Here is a 16,193-nt window from a genome sequence, read left to right as displayed (position 1 = left end):
GTTGTGGAGCCATTACGAAGTTATTACGATGCGTGTATACGTGTTGTAGAATACTCAATCGCTGTCGTTTTCTAGAGAAAGATGATTGCTTGTGAAGAAGGAAGACGCAATTGAGCTCGAGGGTACGGTAAAGGAACCGTTGCCTAATGCCATGTTTAAGGTCGAGCTCGAGAACGGTCATTCGGTTCTGTGCAACATTTCTGGCAAGATTCGAATGAATTACATCCGTATTCTCCCCGGTGACAGGGTTGTCGTGGAGCTTTCCCCGTACGACCTGACCCGCGGCCGCATCACCTATCGCTACAAATAGCGGCACGCATACACGCACTCTATTTCCGACTGCAGGCTTAGCTCAACCTACGGTCGGATTGTGTGTGAAGACCAGCCATAGTTTTAAACGCCTGCGGCTGGGCGAGTAGATAGTAGGGAAGTAGTTTGAGCGCTACCGAAAGGAAGAACGATGAAGGTACGTCCTTCGGTCAAGAAGATGTGCGATAAGTGCAAAATCATTAGGCGCCATGGCAAGGTCCTCGTCATTTGCGAGAACCCCCGTCATAAGCAGCGTCAGGGTTAAGAGAGGAGACTACGTTGGCCCGTATTAATGGTGTCGACCTCCCGCGTGAGAAGCGCGTTGAGATCGGTCTGACCTACATTTACGGCATCGGCCGCACCACTGCGACGAAGATTTGCGTCGAGTGCAACGTTAACGTGGATACGCGCGTTAAGGACCTCACCGAGGATGAGGTTAACGCCATCCGCGAGTATATCGACAAGAACCAGATCATGGTTGAGGGCGACCTCCGCCGTGAGCGCAACCAGAACGTCAAGCGCCTTATGGACATCGGCTGCAACCGCGGCCTTCGTCACCGCAAGGGCCTCCCGGTCCGCGGCCAGCGCACCCACACTAACGCTCGTACCCGCAAGGGCCCGAAGCGTCAGATCGGTGCTAAGAAGAAGAAATAAGGAGCGCTAGATAGATGGCTACTGCTAAGAAGAACGTTCGCGCTGCCCGTCTGAAGCGCGCGGACCGTAAGAACATTTCCGTGGGCCAGGCTCACATCCGTTCTACGTTCAATAACACGATCGTTTCGATCACCGATCCCCAGGGCAACGTCATTTCCTGGAAGTCGGCTGGCCAGGTGGGCTTCAAGGGCTCCCGTAAGTCCACGCCGTTCGCTGCCCAGATGGCTGCCGAGGCTGCTGCCAAGCAGGCCATGGAGCACGGTATGAAGAAGGTTTCCGTCTTCGTCAAGGGCCCCGGCTCCGGTCGTGAGACCGCCATCCGCTCCCTCCAGGCTGCTGGCCTCGAGGTCTCGAGCATTCAGGACAAGACCCCCATCCCGCACAACGGCTGCCGCCCCAAGAAGCGTCGCCGCGTGTAACTGAAAGGATCGTATCAATATGGCAATCGACAGGACTCCTGTTCTTAAGCGCTGCCGTCAGCTCGGGATCGATCCCGCTGAGCTCGGTTACAGCAGCAAGAAGGAATCTATCCGTCAGCCCAAGCGCCGTCGCAAGGAATCTGAGTACGGCATGCAGCTGCGCGAGAAGCAGAAGGTCAAGTTCATCTATGGCGTTCTGGAGAAGCAGTTCCACGGCTACTTCAACAAGGCCCGTAAGATGAACGGCGTCACCGGTGAGAACCTCATGATCATCCTTGAGTCTCGCCTCGACAACGTTGTTTTCCGTCTTGGCTTCGCTCGCACCCGTAAAGAGGCTCGTCAGTCCGTCCGCCACGGTCACTTCACCGTGAACGGCAAGCGCGTGGACATCCCGTCCTACCGCGTCAAGGCCGGCGACGTCGTCGCTGTTGGCGAGAAGTTCCGTGACCTCCTCCCCATCAAGGAGGCTCTGATTTCCTCCGAGCGCTTTGAGGTCCCTGGCTGGCTTGAGGTCGATATCGAGAAGCTGTCTGGTAACGTGCTCGCTCTGCCGACGCGTGAGCAGATCAGCGGTGATATCAACGAGCAGCTCATCGTCGAGCTCTACTCTAAGTAGTCCATCCGGGCTGCTGAGGCTGGAGGTAATACATGTCAGAATTCATTAGGCCTCAGGTTCAGGTCGAAGAGATCAACGAGACGTCTGCTCGTGTCTCCGTCGAGCCGCTCGAGCGCGGTTACGGTGATACGCTGGGCAACTCCCTGCGTCGCGTTCTTCTGTCCTCGCTCGAGGGTGCCGCCGTCGAGGCTATTCAGATCGATGGTGCGCAGCACGAGTTCATGACCATCCCTAACATGGTCGAGGATGTCACTGACATCGTCCTGAATGTCAAGGGTCTTGTCTTCAGGGCTCTCGGCACGACCGACGAGGCGACCGCCACCATCTCGGTTGACGGCCCCTGCGAGGTCACCGGTGCGGACTTCTTTATTCCGTCCGAGTTTGAGTTGGTCAACCCCGAGCAGCACATCGCTACGCTCACCGAGGGTGGCCATCTCACCATGAGCATGCGCATCGGCTATGGCCGCGGCTATGTCTCTGGCGAGGCCAACAAGCGCGACAACGATCCCATCGGTGTGATCCACGTCGACTCGCTGTACTCGCCGGTATCCCGTTGCGCCAAGCTCGTTGAGGCTTGCCGTGTCGGTCAGCATACCGACTACGACCGCCTTGTCCTCGAGATCGAGACCAACGGCTCCATCGCCCCGCGCGACGCCGTGGTCCAGGCTGCCAATATCATCAACCAGCATATGGCTGCCTTTATGAACCTTGCCGAGACCCCCGAGGTCGAGGAGGAGGTTTCGATCTTCGCTCCCGAGGTCACCAACGACAACGCCGAGCTGGACAAGCAGATCGAGGATCTGGACCTTTCTGTCCGTTCCTACAACTGCCTTAAGCGTGCCAGCATTCACTCGGTCCGTCAGCTCGTTGAGTTCTCGGAGAACGATCTTCTGAACATCCGCAACTTCGGTGTTAAGTCGATCGAGGAAGTGAAGGACAAGCTTGAGTCCATGGGCCTGAGCCTGAAGGCTTAATGCTTCGCATATTTGAGGAGAAACTAGACCATGCGTCACAACGTTAAGAAGGGCCTGAAGCTCGGCACCGATGCGAGCCACACCAAGGCCATGAAGAAGAGCCTGGCCAAGGCCCTCTTCGAGAACGACCGCATCAAGACCACCGAGACCCGCGCTAAGGCGCTGCGTTCGGTTGTCGAGCCGATCATCACCTGGGCCAAGAAGGGCGACCTGCACTCTCGTCGTCTGGCTATCGCCAAGCTCGGCGATAAGCAGCTCGTTGCCGAGATCTTCGACAAGGCTGCTCAGGGCATGTGGCAGGATCGCAACGGCGGTTACACCCGCATCATGAAGCTCGGTAACCGTAAGGGCGACAACGCTCCCATCGTTATCATGGAGCTCGTCACCGAGCCTTGCACGCCCAAGGCCAAGAAGGCTGCTCCGGCCCCCAAGAAGGCCGCTGCTCCCAAGAAGGTCGAGGCTGTCGAGGAGACCGCTGCCGAGGAGGCTCCTGCTGAGGAGACCGCTGAGTAGACAATTCGTCTGCATAGGCTATATTCGAGGGGTACGTTCGCGTACCCCTCTTTTTTTGTCACGATATCGTTGTTTGTTTGTTGGGAGCGCCCATGACCGCGCCGTCTGATTTCAATTTGACTCCAGAGCTCGATGCCACGTTGGTGTTTCGTGTTGCCTATGATGGCTCGTCCTATAGCGGATTTGCCGAGCAGCCGGGGCAGACGACGGTTGCCGGAGAGCTGCGTCTTGCCATAGAGACGCTCTTGCGCCGCTCAGTCGATTTGACGTGTGCCGGGCGCACCGATGCAGGGGTGCATGCGGTGGCCCAATACATCAGCGTGCCCGTTACGGACGCAGAGCTCGCTTTAACGCGCCGCAGGTGGCTGCGAGCTATGGATGCGCTGCTGCCCAAAGATATCGCCGTTAATGAGGTCTACAAGGCCCGTAAGGGCTTTTCTGCGCGTTTTGACGCACGTTCTCGGACCTATACCTACCGCATTGCCGATCGCGATGCGCGTCCGGTGCTATCGCGTGGTGCGGTATGGTGGCATCGTTATCCTTTGGACGTGGATGCGATGGCAGCCGCCTGCCCAGCGCTTTTGGGCGAACAGGACTTTAAGAGCTTTTGTAAGGTCGCTTCTGCCGTGGGCAAGCCAACGCATCGTTGCGTGATGCGTGCCGAGTTTGGCCACGAGGTCGCCTTTGGCGAGGATATCCTCACGTTTACCATCGAGGGCAATGCGTTTTTGCATTCGATGGTGCGCACCATCGTGGGAACGCTCGTCGAGATCGGCATGCATCGCCGCGATCCCGAGTGGATGCGCGAGGTGATTGACGCTTGCGATCGTACTGCTGCGGGTCCCACGGCGCCGGCGTGCGGCCTTACCTTTATGGGCGTAGATTATGACCCCACCGAGCTCGTCGCGCTCGAATAGGAGAGAAGCGAGAGCCATCTAAGTATGCTGCTCGTGTGGGCGAGCCGTGTGCAACATCTGTTCTTGGCGTGCAGCGCATCAGGCGACTCATTGCGTTTATTGCCGGGGTGTACCATGAACGGCAGTTGATTATTGCTGTCGAGAGGATGGACAACTTGCTTCGACGTGGCTCGCTTCCGCGACTTTCGGTGATCCTTGTTGTGGAGGGTTCACCCAGCTACGCGATGCGCGCACTCGAAAGCGTCCAAAACCAAGACCTCTACGATATGCAGATTGTCGTTGCATGTCGCAACGCTGCGCCGGGCGTTCGTCATTCGCTCGATGTTGCCGCGGGCAGAGATATTCACATCGATTTGATAGACGTCGACGATCCGTCGAGCGGAGCTTGCCTTCGCGAGGGTTTTGCCGCTTCGCGCGGGGCCCACATTATCGCAATGAGCGCCGACGAGTGGTTTGCGCCGCACGCGTTTTTGGCAATGCTCGATGTCGCTTGTGAGACCTCGGCAGATATCGTATTTCCCTCGGTGTCGCTCGATCGCTACGATACGCATCGGGAACGCCATTCTCGTATGTTGGACGCGCAATCCATTGCCCTTGCCGACGATGGAGACCGGGCTTTAGGCCTGGCCAAGCTGGTCGAGAGCGGTCTGGTTTGTCAACATTCCGGCGTGATGTATGAACGCGCCCTGTTTGAGTTGTGTCTGCAGCATGCCGAGTCGTATCGTGCGATCGCCTTTTTGGCGCCTGCCCTTTCGCATGCGGAACGCGTATTTGGGTGCGCCGAAGCTTGTTTCCATACGGCCGCGCCATCGGTTGCGGATTCATTCGACCCCACCATGTTCTCGCGACTTTCCGATGACGCCAAGGCGCTTGAAGAGCTTTGCGTGCCATTTGACGCAATAGATGACGATAACCATCTAAAGCTGGCCTGCCAACGGTTTTACTATGGCCGCTTGGTTGCTTGTATCGAGAATTTGTGCCTGAGCCCCCATGGGGTGTCTTCAATTGAGCGCACGGCACGATTGCGTGATATGCTCAACGACGTGCGGACCCGCCAGATGGCGGTGGCCCTTAAGGGAGAGCGCCGAGGCCTTGGGCTTTTGTTTGGGCCGATTGCCAACGTTAAGCCTATGCGCTGCGTTATGTATGCGCATCTGGCTGCTTTTTTGAACAGAACGGGCGCAAGGGTAGCCTAGCTGTGTCATATTCGAAAATAATTTGCATAGAATTGTTTCGAAATGCGTTCTTATTCACAAATAGCCTCAAATAGCGCTAAACTATTCAATCACTGATAGATTGTCTTCGCCATCTATGGAGTGAGGTTTTATATGGCTAAAAAACGCAACGGGCGCCAGGATGCCATCAGAGATATCGTGCGCAATAAAGACGTGCGTACGCAGCGCGTGCTGGTGGACGAACTCCGCGCCATGGGCTTTGATTGCACGCAGGCGACGGTTTCGCGTGACATCGCCGATATGGGGCTGCGCAAACTGCCCGAGGGCATCTATGTTCTGGCTGAGGACCTGCACCTGCAGCGCATGGTCTCCGAGCTGGTTACCGGTGTGTTGCGCACCGACAACCTGGTTATGATTAAGGCTCAGCCCGGCACCGCCTCGGGCATTGCCGCGGCTGTCGATGCGGCCGAGCTGCCCGATGTGCTCGGGTCGCTTGCCGGCAATGACACGATTTTGGTTATCGCTCAGACTGCCGAGGATGGCGAACGCCTCGAAGCGCTGATTAACAAGCTCAGTGCCGCGCGTAAATAGCTTTACGCGCGTAAACAACGCCAGCTAAGACGGCAGAAATACAGGGGCGTCGGTTTTGAGCCGACGCCCTTTTTGTGGCGGTCCTGTCGTGGCATCTCGATTGCGCGCGATATGCCATGTATGTCCCAGCTAAAAGCGCCCGAGCATTTGAGCTGCTCGGGCGCTTTGCTATCTACTGATCTGTGGAGGGATCGGGGGTCGGGCTAGGGCTGGGATCGGGGGTCGGGCCAGGGTCGGGGCTGGGGCTGGGATCGGGGCTGGGGCTGGGGTCGGGAGTAGGGGTGGTACTGCCGCCATCGCCTTCGCCGCCGGTGTTGCCGCCCTCGTTGCCGCTCCCGCCGGTGGTCTCCGTCTCTTCTTCCTCGTCTTCGTCCTTATCCTCGTCCTCTTCCTTCTTCTTGTTGTTTGTGCCGTAGAACTTCCAGACGTTATTGTTCTTGTACGTGGGAGCCGTTCCGGTCGGGAACTCCTCGCGCTCGGCGCCCGCAAGAACGGTGTTCATGAACTTCTTAAAGACGGGCAGGTTGGTGCTGTCGCCCAGCAGGTCCGAACCGTACTTTTGGATGGGAATCTCGCCTGCGGAATAACCGGTCCACAGGGCGCATGCCAGTTGCGGCGTGTAGCCGCAGAACCACAGGTTGGTGGTGTTGTCAGTGGTGCCCGTCTTGCCGGCATAGGGCTGGTTGACGCTCAGCGCGCCGGCGGCACCCGTGCCGCTGCCCTGCATGACGCCGGATAGAACGTCGGTAACCGCGGCAGCCTCACCTTCGGTGAGCACCCGCGTGGGATTGTCGGTGTGCTGGTACAGAACCGAGCCGGTACGCGAGTCGATCTCGGTGATGGCGATCGGCTGGCGATAATAGCCGCCGTTGGCAAAAGCGGCGTAGGCCGATGCCATCTCGAGCGGTGAGATGGACCCGGTGCCGAGCGTCATGACGGGAACGTCCTCGATATTGTCCTTGGCGGGATCGATGCCGAGCTTTTTGACGAGCGACATGATCTTGTCATTGCCGATGGCTTCGGCCACCTGAATATAGCCGGTGTTGGATGAGTATGCCGTTGCCTGCTTAAGCGTGATGTTGCCATAGCTCTGGTTGCCATAGTTTTGCACCTCGGTCGTGGTGCCCTTGGCCTTGAGTGGCGAGTTGCAGTTGAGAATGACGTTGGGGTTCATGCCGTTTTGGATGGCAGTTGCCAGCGTAAAGGCCTTAAACGTGGAGCCCACGGGGCGCTTTGCCGTAGCGTGGTTCACGTGATTCTCGTCGGCGTTGTAGTCGTAGCCGCCCACCATGCACTTGATGTAGCCGGTCTTGGGGTCAACGACAACCATGCCCATGTCCAGGCCATCGAGCGAAAGCGTGTCGAGCTGTGAGCGCACAGCCTCCTCGGCCACCTGCTGCATGGTGGGGTCGATGGTGGTCTTAACAGTCAGGCCACCCTTAAAGAGCACGTCGGTGGAGAACTCCTGCTCGAGCAGCTGCTTGACATAGGAGACAAAGTAGGGCTGTGAGTATACGTCGACACCGCTGCCCGAGATCTCGGTCACGTTGAGGGTGATGGGCTCAGCCTGCGCGGCATCGTGCTCTTCCTGCGTGATGTGGCCCAGGCGCAGCATGTTGTCGAGCACCTTATTGCGGCGGGAAAGCGCCAGGTCGGGATTGACCGTGGGGTCGTACTGTGAAGGCGAGTTGGGCAGACCGATGAGCAGCGCGGCCTCGCTCAGGGTGAGGTCGGAAGCACTCTTGGAGAGGTAGGTCTCGGCGGCGGCCTCGATGCCATAGGCGCCGTGGCCATAGTAAATGGTGTTGAGGTACATCATGAGGATCTCGTCTTTGGAGTACATGTCCTCCATCTTGATGGCGATATAGGCCTCGCGCACCTTACGCTCGATGGTCGAGTCGAACTGCTCCTCCTGCAGGATGGTGTTGCGCACCAGCTGCTGGGTGATGGTCGAGGCTCCTTCGTGGCCGCCGGCAAGGGTTGCCACCGAGGCACGCGCGATGCCCAAGAGGTCGATGCCGCCGTGCTCGTAGAAACGCTCGTCCTCGACGTCGATCGTGCCCTGCAGGACGTACGGGGAGACCTGGTCCTTGGTGATGGACTTGCGGTTTTGGGTATAGAAGCTGGCGATCTTGTTGCCGTTGCAGTCAACAATCTCGGTAGGCTCGCTGACCAGATAGGCGTTGGCGTCGGTGTAGTCGGGCAGGTCGGACAGCCAGCGGTTGACGTTGCCGATCATGCCGATGCCAAATGCTACGCCCGCGATGAGCAAAAAGCCCAAAAGCGAAAGCAGGATGACGGGCAGGACGTGCGTCTTAGAGCGACCGTGTCCCTGTCGTTGGCGAGGACCCATATGTTGACCTCCAAGTATGTCGTGCCAGGCGGCGGGTGTGCGTCGGGCAGGATGGACATAAGTTATTACACGATAAACCAATCGAGCCGCGCGAAGCCTCGTGTATGCTGGTTGACGGCAATTAACAGAGCGATTGCATACCTTGGTAAGGAGTTTGCCGATGGCGATTTGGGCGACTGAGCCTAGCAGACAATGCGGGAATGGGACGCCAACATCGGGGCTGGCACTGCCCGAGCTGTTGGCTCCGGCTGGCGGGCTCAATCAGATGCTCGCCGCGATCGCGGCAGGTGCCGATGCCATTTATGCCGGGTTGAGCGGATTTAACGCCCGCGTGAGTGCGCACGGGTTTAGTGACGACGAATTTGCGCGCGGGTGTGCCGTGGCGCACGCCCATGGTGTGCGCGTGTACGTGACGCTCAACGTATTCGTGTTCGACGACGAGCTGTCCGAAGCCGTGGCACTGGGGGCACATGCGCATGCGCTGGGCGCCGATGCATTGATCGTGGCAGATGCGGGCCTAGCCCGCGCGCTGCATGCGGCAATTCCGGGGGTCGAGATTCATCTGTCCACCCAAGCGGGCGTCCATAGCAAGGGGGCCGTGCGTTTGGCGGCTGACGAGCTGGGGGTCGAGCGCGTGACGACGGCGCGCGAGCTGACCGTGGCAGAGATTGCGACGCTCTGCGCTACCGGTGTGCCCATCGAGGTGTTCTGCCATGGCGCCATATGCATTGGCTATTCGGGCGCGTGCGAGTTTTCGGCCCTGCGGCGCGGACGGTCGGCGATGCGTGGCGACTGCACGCAGCCGTGCCGCCTGGCATACGATTTGGTGGATGAGGCTGGGGAGAGCGTCGTTGCCGTCGAAGGCGATCGTCTGCTCTGCCCGCGTGACTATCTGGGCATTGCTCATTTACCCGAGCTTGTTGCTGCCGGGGTGGCGTCGCTCAAGATCGAGGGGCGTATGAAGAACCCCGACTACGTCTACAACGTGGTGCGGGCGTGGCGCCGGGCGCTCGATATGCTGCGTGATGGCGCGTGGGATTCCGATGCCGTGCAGGCGCTCGAACGTGAGCTGGGAAGATCGTTTAACCGCGGGTTTACCGACGCGTATCTGCGAGGCCGCTCGGGCGCGGAGCTTATGAGTTTTGAACGCGCGATCAACCAGGGCGTGCGTGTGGGCCGTTTGGTTGCCGTGGGACACGAGGAAGTGACCGTCGAGCTCGATGCCGCCGTGGCGGCGGGCGATACGCTCGAGATCAGGTTTTACCCGGGCGCCGACGCGCGTCCCGATGTACCTAAACGCTGGCCGCAGGTTCCCTGCCCGGTGGATGCCGCGGCGGGGGAGCGCATCGTTGTCCATTGCAAGCGCAAGGTCGACGCGGGCTGCGAAGTGTATCTGATTCGCAGCGCTGGTGTGCTTGAGCAAACGGCGGCGGCGCTGGAGCGCATGCGGGCCGAGGCCGATGCGGTCGTGCTTGCGAAACGCGCTGTCGAGACGCTGCCGTTTGCGGGCGTTCTGATGGATAGCGGAACGCAGTCGGAAGAACCTGCAGAGTCTGTCGCCGCTCGCTTGGTCTTTGCCTGGCAGCTGATGGACCAGGACCCAAACGAAGAGCTCGACCTGTCCGATGCGACTGTTGTGCTCGACGAGGTCTGCCGTGTGGGCGATATCGAGCGGACTCGGTCTCTCATGACGCGCGCCGGCCGCATCGTCTGTCGTAATCTGGGACAAGTGGCGATAGCTCGCGAACTGCGCGTCGTCTTTGACGTGGCAGCGCCGGTGTTCTGTGCGAACCGGGCAACGCTCGCCTGGTTGCGGGGGCTTGGGGCGCAGCGCGTGTTTTTGCCTGCCGAACTTGTCGCTCACGATGCGAAACGCGTTGCCGAGCTTGCCGCCTGTCCTGGCGTCCTGGGCCCCGTCGATACCGATCGTCCCGAGCTCATGGTGTGCGAGCACTGCCTGCTGACCGCCGAGGGCGTCTGTGCCACCGATGCGACGGGACAGGCCTGTTGCCGCGACTGCTTGCGTCGCCGGCAGACGCGCTATCTGGTCGATCGTGACGGTACGCGTCTGCCAGTTGCCATCGACGCATGCGGCAGGACGAGGATTTTCCTGTCGTAGGTGCCGCGTCGCGTCAGTTTGTTATCATATGAGAGTTTATGGACTTCCAGCACCGCCGTTTTCGGCGAGGGTGCTATAGCAAAAGGAGGATACCCAATGCTGTCTGTTGACGAGCAAATGCGTATCATCACCTCGGGCGCCGCGAAGATCGTCCCCGAGGCCGACCTTCGTAAGAAGCTTGAGAAGGGTGAGCCCCTCAACATCAAGCTCGGCGTCGATCCCACCAGCCCCGACCTGCACCTGGGCCACGCCGTGCCCCTGCGCAAGATGCGCCAGTTCCAGGACCTGGGCCATAACGTCACCCTGATCATCGGCAACGGTACCGCGCTGATCGGCGATCCTTCGGGCAAGAACTCCACCCGCCCGCAGCTTTCTCAGGAGCAGATCGAGGCCAACGCCGAGACTTACGTGAGCCAGGCCATGAAGATCTTGGACCCCGAGAAGACCACCATCGTGCACAACGGCGACTGGATCTTGTCGATGGACCTGGCCGGTCTGCTGCAGGTGTGCTCCAAGTTCACCGTCGCCCGCATTCTTGAGCGCGATGACTTTACCAAGCGCTATCAGTCCCAGACGCCGATCGCCCTGCACGAGTTCCTGTATCCCGTGATGCAGGCATACGATTCGGTCATGATCAAGGCTGACGTGGAGATGGGCGGCACCGACCAGCTTTTCAACCTGCTCGCCGGCCGTGAGCTCATGGAGAAGATGGGCATGGAGCCGCAGATCGCGCTCACCATGCCGCTGCTCGAGGGCACCGATGGCGTCCGTAAGATGTCCAAGTCCTATGGCAACTACATCGGTCTGACCGACGCGCCCAAGGATATGTTCGGCAAGACCATGTCCATCCCCGACGAGATGATCGGCAAGTACTACCGCCTGGCGAGCTCGCTCACCCCGGCCGAGGTCGACAAGATCGACGCTGCCCTGGCCGATGGCTCTGCCGATCCCTATGAGCTCAAGCGCGCTCTGGGCCGCGACCTGTGCGACACCTACCATGGCGCCGGTGCCGGCGACGAGGCCCAGGCCGAGTTCGACCGCGTGTTCAAGGAGGGCCAGCTCGCCGACTTCCCCGAGAAGCATATTGAGCTGACCGTAAACGACGAGGGCCAGATTTACCTTGCCGGCCTGCTCAAGGACCTGGGTCTTTCGGCCAGCGCCGGCCAGGCTCGTCGCGACATTGACGGCGGCGGTGTCAAGATCAACGGCAAGGCCGTGGCTCCCAAGAGCTACAACATCGACCCCAGTGCCCTCAAGCTGGGCGACACCCTCTCCGTGGGCAAGCGCAAGGGCTTCAAGCTTATTTAGTTACGCGGTTTTACCAAACCGCGTAACAGTTCGACGCTGCGCGGGCTCCAGAGCGACAACTTGTCATTCAAAGAGGACGGCATGACCAGAAGGTCTATGCCGTCCTCTTTTCATGCCAATTTGTTCGCTCTGGAGTCCGCTCGCTGTCCGTCCTCCACCTACGGCGTTGTCCCGGTTGGCACTTAGAGACGTTTCTTTTTGGTGCAAAGCAGCCTGTCCCCATTGCGCCAAGTGGTGTGTGCCGTTAAGCAGAGGGGCGTATTGCTGGCCCATCGTTTGGGCATACAATGGCTATTGGCTTGCTGCGGTGAAGGTCTGTCCGCTCCGCAGCTTTTTTCTACGGTTAAAGGAGTATGTATGTCCGTTGAGGTCATGAGGTCTGTGATCGATGCCGCCGAGGGCCGCGTGCCCGTCGACACGCTGTTTGCCAACGCACAGATCGTTGATGTGTACGGTCAGCGCGTGGCGCCCGGTAGCGTCGCCGTCAAGGACGGCGTGATCGTCGGTGTTCTCTACGATGGTCGAGATGACGCTGCTGGCACGTACGAGGCAGCTGAGGTCATCGACTGTCAGGGTCGCTATCTCGCACCCGGTTTTATTGACGGACACTTGCATATCGAGTCTTCGAACATCCGCCCTGCCGAGTATGCGCGCATGGCGGCGACGCGTGGTACCACCACCGCTATTGCCGACAGCCACGAGATCGCTAACGTTTCCGGCCTAGACGGCCTGCGCTTTATGATCGAGGACGGTTGTCGCGCGCCCATCTCCATCAAGTACATGATGCCTTCGTGCGTGCCCGCACTGCCCGACGAGCAGGCCGGTGCCGTCATCACCGCTGCCGATATGCAGGCGTTTTTTGCCGAGCATCCGGGCGACGTCTTTGGTCTGGGCGAAATGATGAACCTGCCGGGTGTCTTTATGGCCGACCCCGAGACCTGCGCTCGCATCGATGCTGCCAACCAGACGCCGTCCAAGCAGGTCGACGGTCATGCTCCGCTTGTTGCCGGCAAGGATCTCAACGCCTATGCCGCGGCGGGTATTATCGCCGACCACGAGTCGACGATTCCCGAGGAAGCGCTCGACAAGCTATCCCGCGGCATGTATGTCATGCTGCGCGAAGGCACCTGCAGCCATGATCTTGCCAACCTGTCGCCTATGCTGCTGGAAAACCCCGCCCGTGCTCGCCGCTGCTGCTTTGCGACCGACGACCGCGCCCCCTCCGACGCGCTTTCGACCGGCATGATCGACAACGCCTGCCGCGTGGCCATCGAGGCCGGCATCGACCCGGTGGTCGCCATCTCCATGGCGTCCCTTTCCACGGCCGAGGCCTTTGGTCTGGACCACGGTTGCCGCGATCCGCATGAGCTCCGCGGCGCCATCGCTCCGGGCAAGCGTGCCGACCTGCTGGTACTCAACGATCTGACGTTTGCCACGGCGCCGCATCGCGTATATGCCGCCGGTGCTCTGGTGGCGCAGGATGGCACCTTTGTGGGCGAGATCGCACCCGAGATGGCTGAGGTTGCGGCCCTTGCCGACGAGCTGCGCGCCTCTGTTAAGCTGCCGAAGCTTTCGCTCGACGTTTTCGACTATGCCTTTAAGCCGGGCGAGGCTGTGATTGACGTGGTGCCGGGTAAGGCCATCACGGGTATGGCTCGCCCCGAGAGCGCCGAGGGCCTGCGCCGCATTATGCTGATTGAGCGCCATGGCCGCGGCGTGTCGCTGCAAGCCGAGGGCGTCGACGGCGACGGCCCCGCTGGCCTGGGCCTGGTCGGCAAGCATATCGGTCGCGGCTGGGTGCGCGGTTTCACCATCACCGGTGGTGCCATTGCCTCCACGATCGGCCACGACTCGCACAACGTGTGCGTGGTGGGCGACAACGCCGCCGATATGATGACTGCCGTCGAGGCTGTTGGCCAGGGCGGTCACGTGCTGGTGCGCAACGGCGAGGTCGTGGCGCGCATTCCGCTAGCGCTCGGTGGCCTGATGAGCGAGGGCACGGCCGAGGATGTCGCAGCGCAGCACGACGACTTTATGGTCAAGGCGCGCGCCATGGGTATTGAGCCGCCGCTCGACCCCATCATGGGCATCATCTTCCTGCCCCTGCCGGTCATCCCGACGCTCCGCATCCGCCCCGAGGGCATGTTCGACGTCACGACCTTCACCTACGCCGACTAGTCATCGGGACGTTCTTAAACGACTAGTCGCTGGGGACACTCTTTGGCGTGTCGCCTGACGCCGCGACCGTGGGCTCTCTGGTGCGCGTGAGCTATTTGCCAGGTCTATGTAACGTTTATGACTGCGGGGTCTTATTTGAGCTCCCTTTGGGTACGTTGGAATCGGATACACGTTCGATTCCAGCAAGCCCGAAGGGAGCTTTTCTATGTTTAAGCTGATTGCATCCGATATGGACGGCACACTGCTTGACGAAAATGGCCAGGTGCCTCCCGAGACCTACGAACTGATCCTGGCACTACGCGAGCATGGCGTGCATTTTGCCGCGTCGTCAGGCCGCCGCTACGATCGCCTGTGCGAGTTCTTTGCGCCCGTTCGCGACAAAATGGACTTTGTCGCAGCTAACGGTGCCCAGGTCTACGCCGACGGCAAAATGGTAGGCCGTGAGGTGTATTCGCACCTGGCGATTCGAAAGCTAGCCCAGGCCGTCGCGACGTTTCCCAATCTGCATCTTGCACTCTTTGACCGAACCAAGTCCTTCTTGCTCGATGACGAGAGTAAGTTCGTGCGCGAGGTGGATAAGGACCTTCCCAATGCCGAGCGCATTTGGGAGCTGCCCGATCCCAGCGTAAATATCATCAAGGCGAGTATCTTTTGCGATGATGGTGCCGTTATGGACAGCGCTTACGTACTGCAGCGCGAGCTCGGCCAGTTCTTTACCTTTGCGCCTTCGGGCAACGCGTGGATCGATGCCATGCAGCCCGGCGTGTCGAAGGCCTCTGGCATCGCGCAGCTCGCGGAGCATTACGGCATTGGGCGCGATGAGATCATGGCATTTGGCGACTCGATGAACGACTACGAGATCATTCGCTTTGTCGGCACGGGCTGCGCGATGGAAAACGCGCGCCCCGCGCTCAAGGCAGTCGCCGATCGCGTGGTGGGGTGCAACCGCGACCACGCCGTCCAGCAGGAGCTCCGTCGCGTGCTGGAGAGTCTCGCCTAATTCGGCAGATGGGGACAGTCCTTGCAGCGCCCCGCGAAGAGTGCCCCCAACGACTACTGTGACCAGGGTAGCTAAAAAAGCCCCGTCCCAAATTAGCTACCCTGCCGGGTTGCTGCTGCTAGGCGAGGGCGGCCATGACGGCGCGGGCGACGCCGTCGTGGTCGTTGTCGTATTCGGTGATGGCGCCGGCGGCTTCGCGGTCCTCGGGCTCGGCATTGATCATCGCCGTACCGTGGCCCGCTGCCTGCAGCATGGGGATGTCGTTGATGTTGTCGCCGAACGCCCAGGCGTCGGCGAGAGGCTCGCCCAGATGTCCACATAGCCAAGCCAATGCCGTTCCCTTGGTGGCGCCCCCGCCCATGACCTCGATATTCATGGCGTACGAACGCGTGACCTCAATGCCTTCGAGTGTGTCGAGCGCCGCCACGATAGCATCGCGGTCGGCTGAGTCGTGCCAGTACATGGCGATGCGTTCGAGCACCTCGACCTCGTCGATTTTGCTGTCGATATCCATGTCGATCGGCGTTCGCGTGCGCTTGAGCGAAGCCGCGATGTGAGGATCTCCGCCGCAGAATTCGTCCAGGCGCGTGTAGAGCGAGCGGGGGAGGAAGCACCGCCCGTCCGCGAAGATATCGAAGGTCACATCGTGGCCGGCGGCAATGCTATGGACGCGGTGGGCGATGGCGCGGTCGAGCGGTCGGCTCAATATGCGCGTGGCGCGTGAGGCATCGGTGGGCACATCCTCGTCGAGCTGCCAGACGCTAGCGCCATTGGCGCAGACTGCGTAGTGCACGGCAGGATGGGCGAGGATGGCCTCAAAGACGCCCGACAGCGGACGCCCCGTGCACGGTACAAACTCAATGCCGCGACGTGCGAGCTCGTCGAGCATCGTCCAGGTGGCGTCGCTCATCTGCTTGTCACTCGTCAACAGTGTTCCATCCATATCGGAAAAAACAAGAGGCTTCGGTAGTTTGTGTGACAAGGGGCTAGCCTAGGCAGCAACGCTCTTCGCTCCCTTCACGCCCTTCTTCCTCGCCTTCACCGGGCGACCCGGGAGCTGGGGCTGG

At 60.2% G+C, this 16,193-nt stretch carries 16 protein-coding genes; 14 read left to right on the top strand and 2 right to left on the bottom strand.

Going from position 1 to position 16,193, the window contains the following annotated elements; translation table 11 throughout:
• Nucleotides 1-91: 91 nt before the first annotated feature.
• From infA to ACTQW0_RS06480, 10 genes are all read left to right on the top strand, one after another.
• Nucleotides 92-310 carry a translation initiation factor IF-1 gene (gene infA / locus ACTQW0_RS06525; protein ID WP_035137443.1) on the top strand — a complete coding sequence of 73 codons (219 nt, stop codon included), beginning with the start codon at nucleotides 92-94 and terminating at the stop codon, nucleotides 308-310.
• Between the two features lie 150 nt (nucleotides 311-460).
• Nucleotides 461-574 carry a 50S ribosomal protein L36 gene (rpmJ, locus tag ACTQW0_RS06520; protein ID WP_006363204.1) on the top strand — a complete coding sequence of 38 codons (114 nt, stop codon included), beginning with the start codon at nucleotides 461-463 and terminating at the stop codon, nucleotides 572-574.
• Between the two features lie 14 nt (nucleotides 575-588).
• Complete coding sequence (rpsM, locus tag ACTQW0_RS06515) at nucleotides 589-963, top strand: 30S ribosomal protein S13 (protein ID WP_154516058.1); 375 nt, start codon at nucleotides 589-591, stop codon at nucleotides 961-963.
• Nucleotides 964-977: 14 nt separating this feature from the next.
• Nucleotides 978-1,382, top strand: coding sequence for a 30S ribosomal protein S11 (gene rpsK, locus ACTQW0_RS06510; RefSeq protein ID WP_006235274.1), 405 nt, complete (start codon nucleotides 978-980; stop codon nucleotides 1,380-1,382).
• 19 nt (nucleotides 1,383-1,401) lie between these two features.
• Nucleotides 1,402-1,998 (top strand): 30S ribosomal protein S4, encoded by a 597-nt coding sequence (gene rpsD, locus ACTQW0_RS06505; protein ID WP_006235275.1) that lies wholly within the window; start codon nucleotides 1,402-1,404, stop codon nucleotides 1,996-1,998.
• 32 nt (nucleotides 1,999-2,030) lie between these two features.
• The gene (locus tag ACTQW0_RS06500; protein WP_154516055.1) at nucleotides 2,031-2,972 is read left to right on the top strand and encodes a DNA-directed RNA polymerase subunit alpha; all 942 of its coding nucleotides are present in this window, start codon (nucleotides 2,031-2,033) and stop codon (nucleotides 2,970-2,972) included.
• 30 nt (nucleotides 2,973-3,002) lie between these two features.
• Nucleotides 3,003-3,485 carry a 50S ribosomal protein L17 gene (gene rplQ / locus ACTQW0_RS06495; protein ID WP_271742473.1) on the top strand — a complete coding sequence of 161 codons (483 nt, stop codon included), beginning with the start codon at nucleotides 3,003-3,005 and terminating at the stop codon, nucleotides 3,483-3,485.
• 92 nt (nucleotides 3,486-3,577) lie between these two features.
• Nucleotides 3,578-4,402 (top strand): tRNA pseudouridine(38-40) synthase TruA, encoded by an 825-nt coding sequence (gene truA / locus ACTQW0_RS06490; protein ID WP_427717709.1) that lies wholly within the window; start codon nucleotides 3,578-3,580, stop codon nucleotides 4,400-4,402.
• Between the two features lie 155 nt (nucleotides 4,403-4,557).
• The gene (locus tag ACTQW0_RS06485) at nucleotides 4,558-5,598 is read left to right on the top strand and encodes a glycosyltransferase (RefSeq protein WP_441567413.1); all 1,041 of its coding nucleotides are present in this window, start codon (nucleotides 4,558-4,560) and stop codon (nucleotides 5,596-5,598) included.
• Between the two features lie 132 nt (nucleotides 5,599-5,730).
• A complete protein-coding gene (locus ACTQW0_RS06480) occupies nucleotides 5,731-6,168 on the top strand; it encodes an arginine repressor (protein WP_154516043.1) in 438 nt (145 codons plus the stop codon).
• Between the two features lie 172 nt (nucleotides 6,169-6,340).
• On the opposite strand, the gene ACTQW0_RS06475 is transcribed toward ACTQW0_RS06480, so the two are convergent.
• Nucleotides 6,341-8,521, bottom strand: coding sequence for a transglycosylase domain-containing protein (locus ACTQW0_RS06475; RefSeq protein WP_441567411.1), 2,181 nt, complete (start codon nucleotides 8,519-8,521; stop codon nucleotides 6,341-6,343).
• Nucleotides 8,522-8,681: 160 nt separating this feature from the next.
• Between ACTQW0_RS06475 and ACTQW0_RS06470 the strand changes: the two genes are divergently transcribed.
• From ACTQW0_RS06470 to ACTQW0_RS06455, 4 genes are all read left to right on the top strand, one after another.
• Entirely contained in the window at nucleotides 8,682-10,640 is a 1,959-nt protein-coding gene (locus ACTQW0_RS06470) for a U32 family peptidase (protein ID WP_441567409.1), read from the top strand.
• Nucleotides 10,641-10,736: 96 nt separating this feature from the next.
• Entirely contained in the window at nucleotides 10,737-11,948 is a 1,212-nt protein-coding gene (gene tyrS, locus ACTQW0_RS06465) for a tyrosine--tRNA ligase (protein WP_427717719.1), read from the top strand.
• A 357-nt stretch (nucleotides 11,949-12,305) separates the two neighbouring features.
• On the top strand, nucleotides 12,306-14,126 hold the full coding sequence (locus ACTQW0_RS06460) for an adenine deaminase (protein WP_441567407.1): 1,821 nt from the start codon (nucleotides 12,306-12,308) through the stop codon (nucleotides 14,124-14,126).
• 205 nt (nucleotides 14,127-14,331) lie between these two features.
• Nucleotides 14,332-15,126, top strand: coding sequence for a Cof-type HAD-IIB family hydrolase (locus tag ACTQW0_RS06455; RefSeq protein WP_118098921.1), 795 nt, complete (start codon nucleotides 14,332-14,334; stop codon nucleotides 15,124-15,126).
• A gap of 118 nt (nucleotides 15,127-15,244) precedes the next feature.
• Here the strand turns inward: ACTQW0_RS06455 and ACTQW0_RS06450 are convergent, their stop codons facing one another.
• Nucleotides 15,245-16,108, bottom strand: coding sequence for a Cof-type HAD-IIB family hydrolase (locus tag ACTQW0_RS06450; protein WP_255413671.1), 864 nt, complete (start codon nucleotides 16,106-16,108; stop codon nucleotides 15,245-15,247).
• Nucleotides 16,109-16,193: the final 85 nt, after the last annotated feature.

It is taken from the genome of Collinsella sp. LCP19S3_B7, from assembly GCF_052121795.1.
Lineage (GTDB): Bacteria > Actinomycetota > Coriobacteriia > Coriobacteriales > Coriobacteriaceae > Collinsella.
The sequence above is the reverse complement of the archived record's forward strand: the minus strand, read 5'-3'. Positions and strand labels throughout refer to the sequence as shown.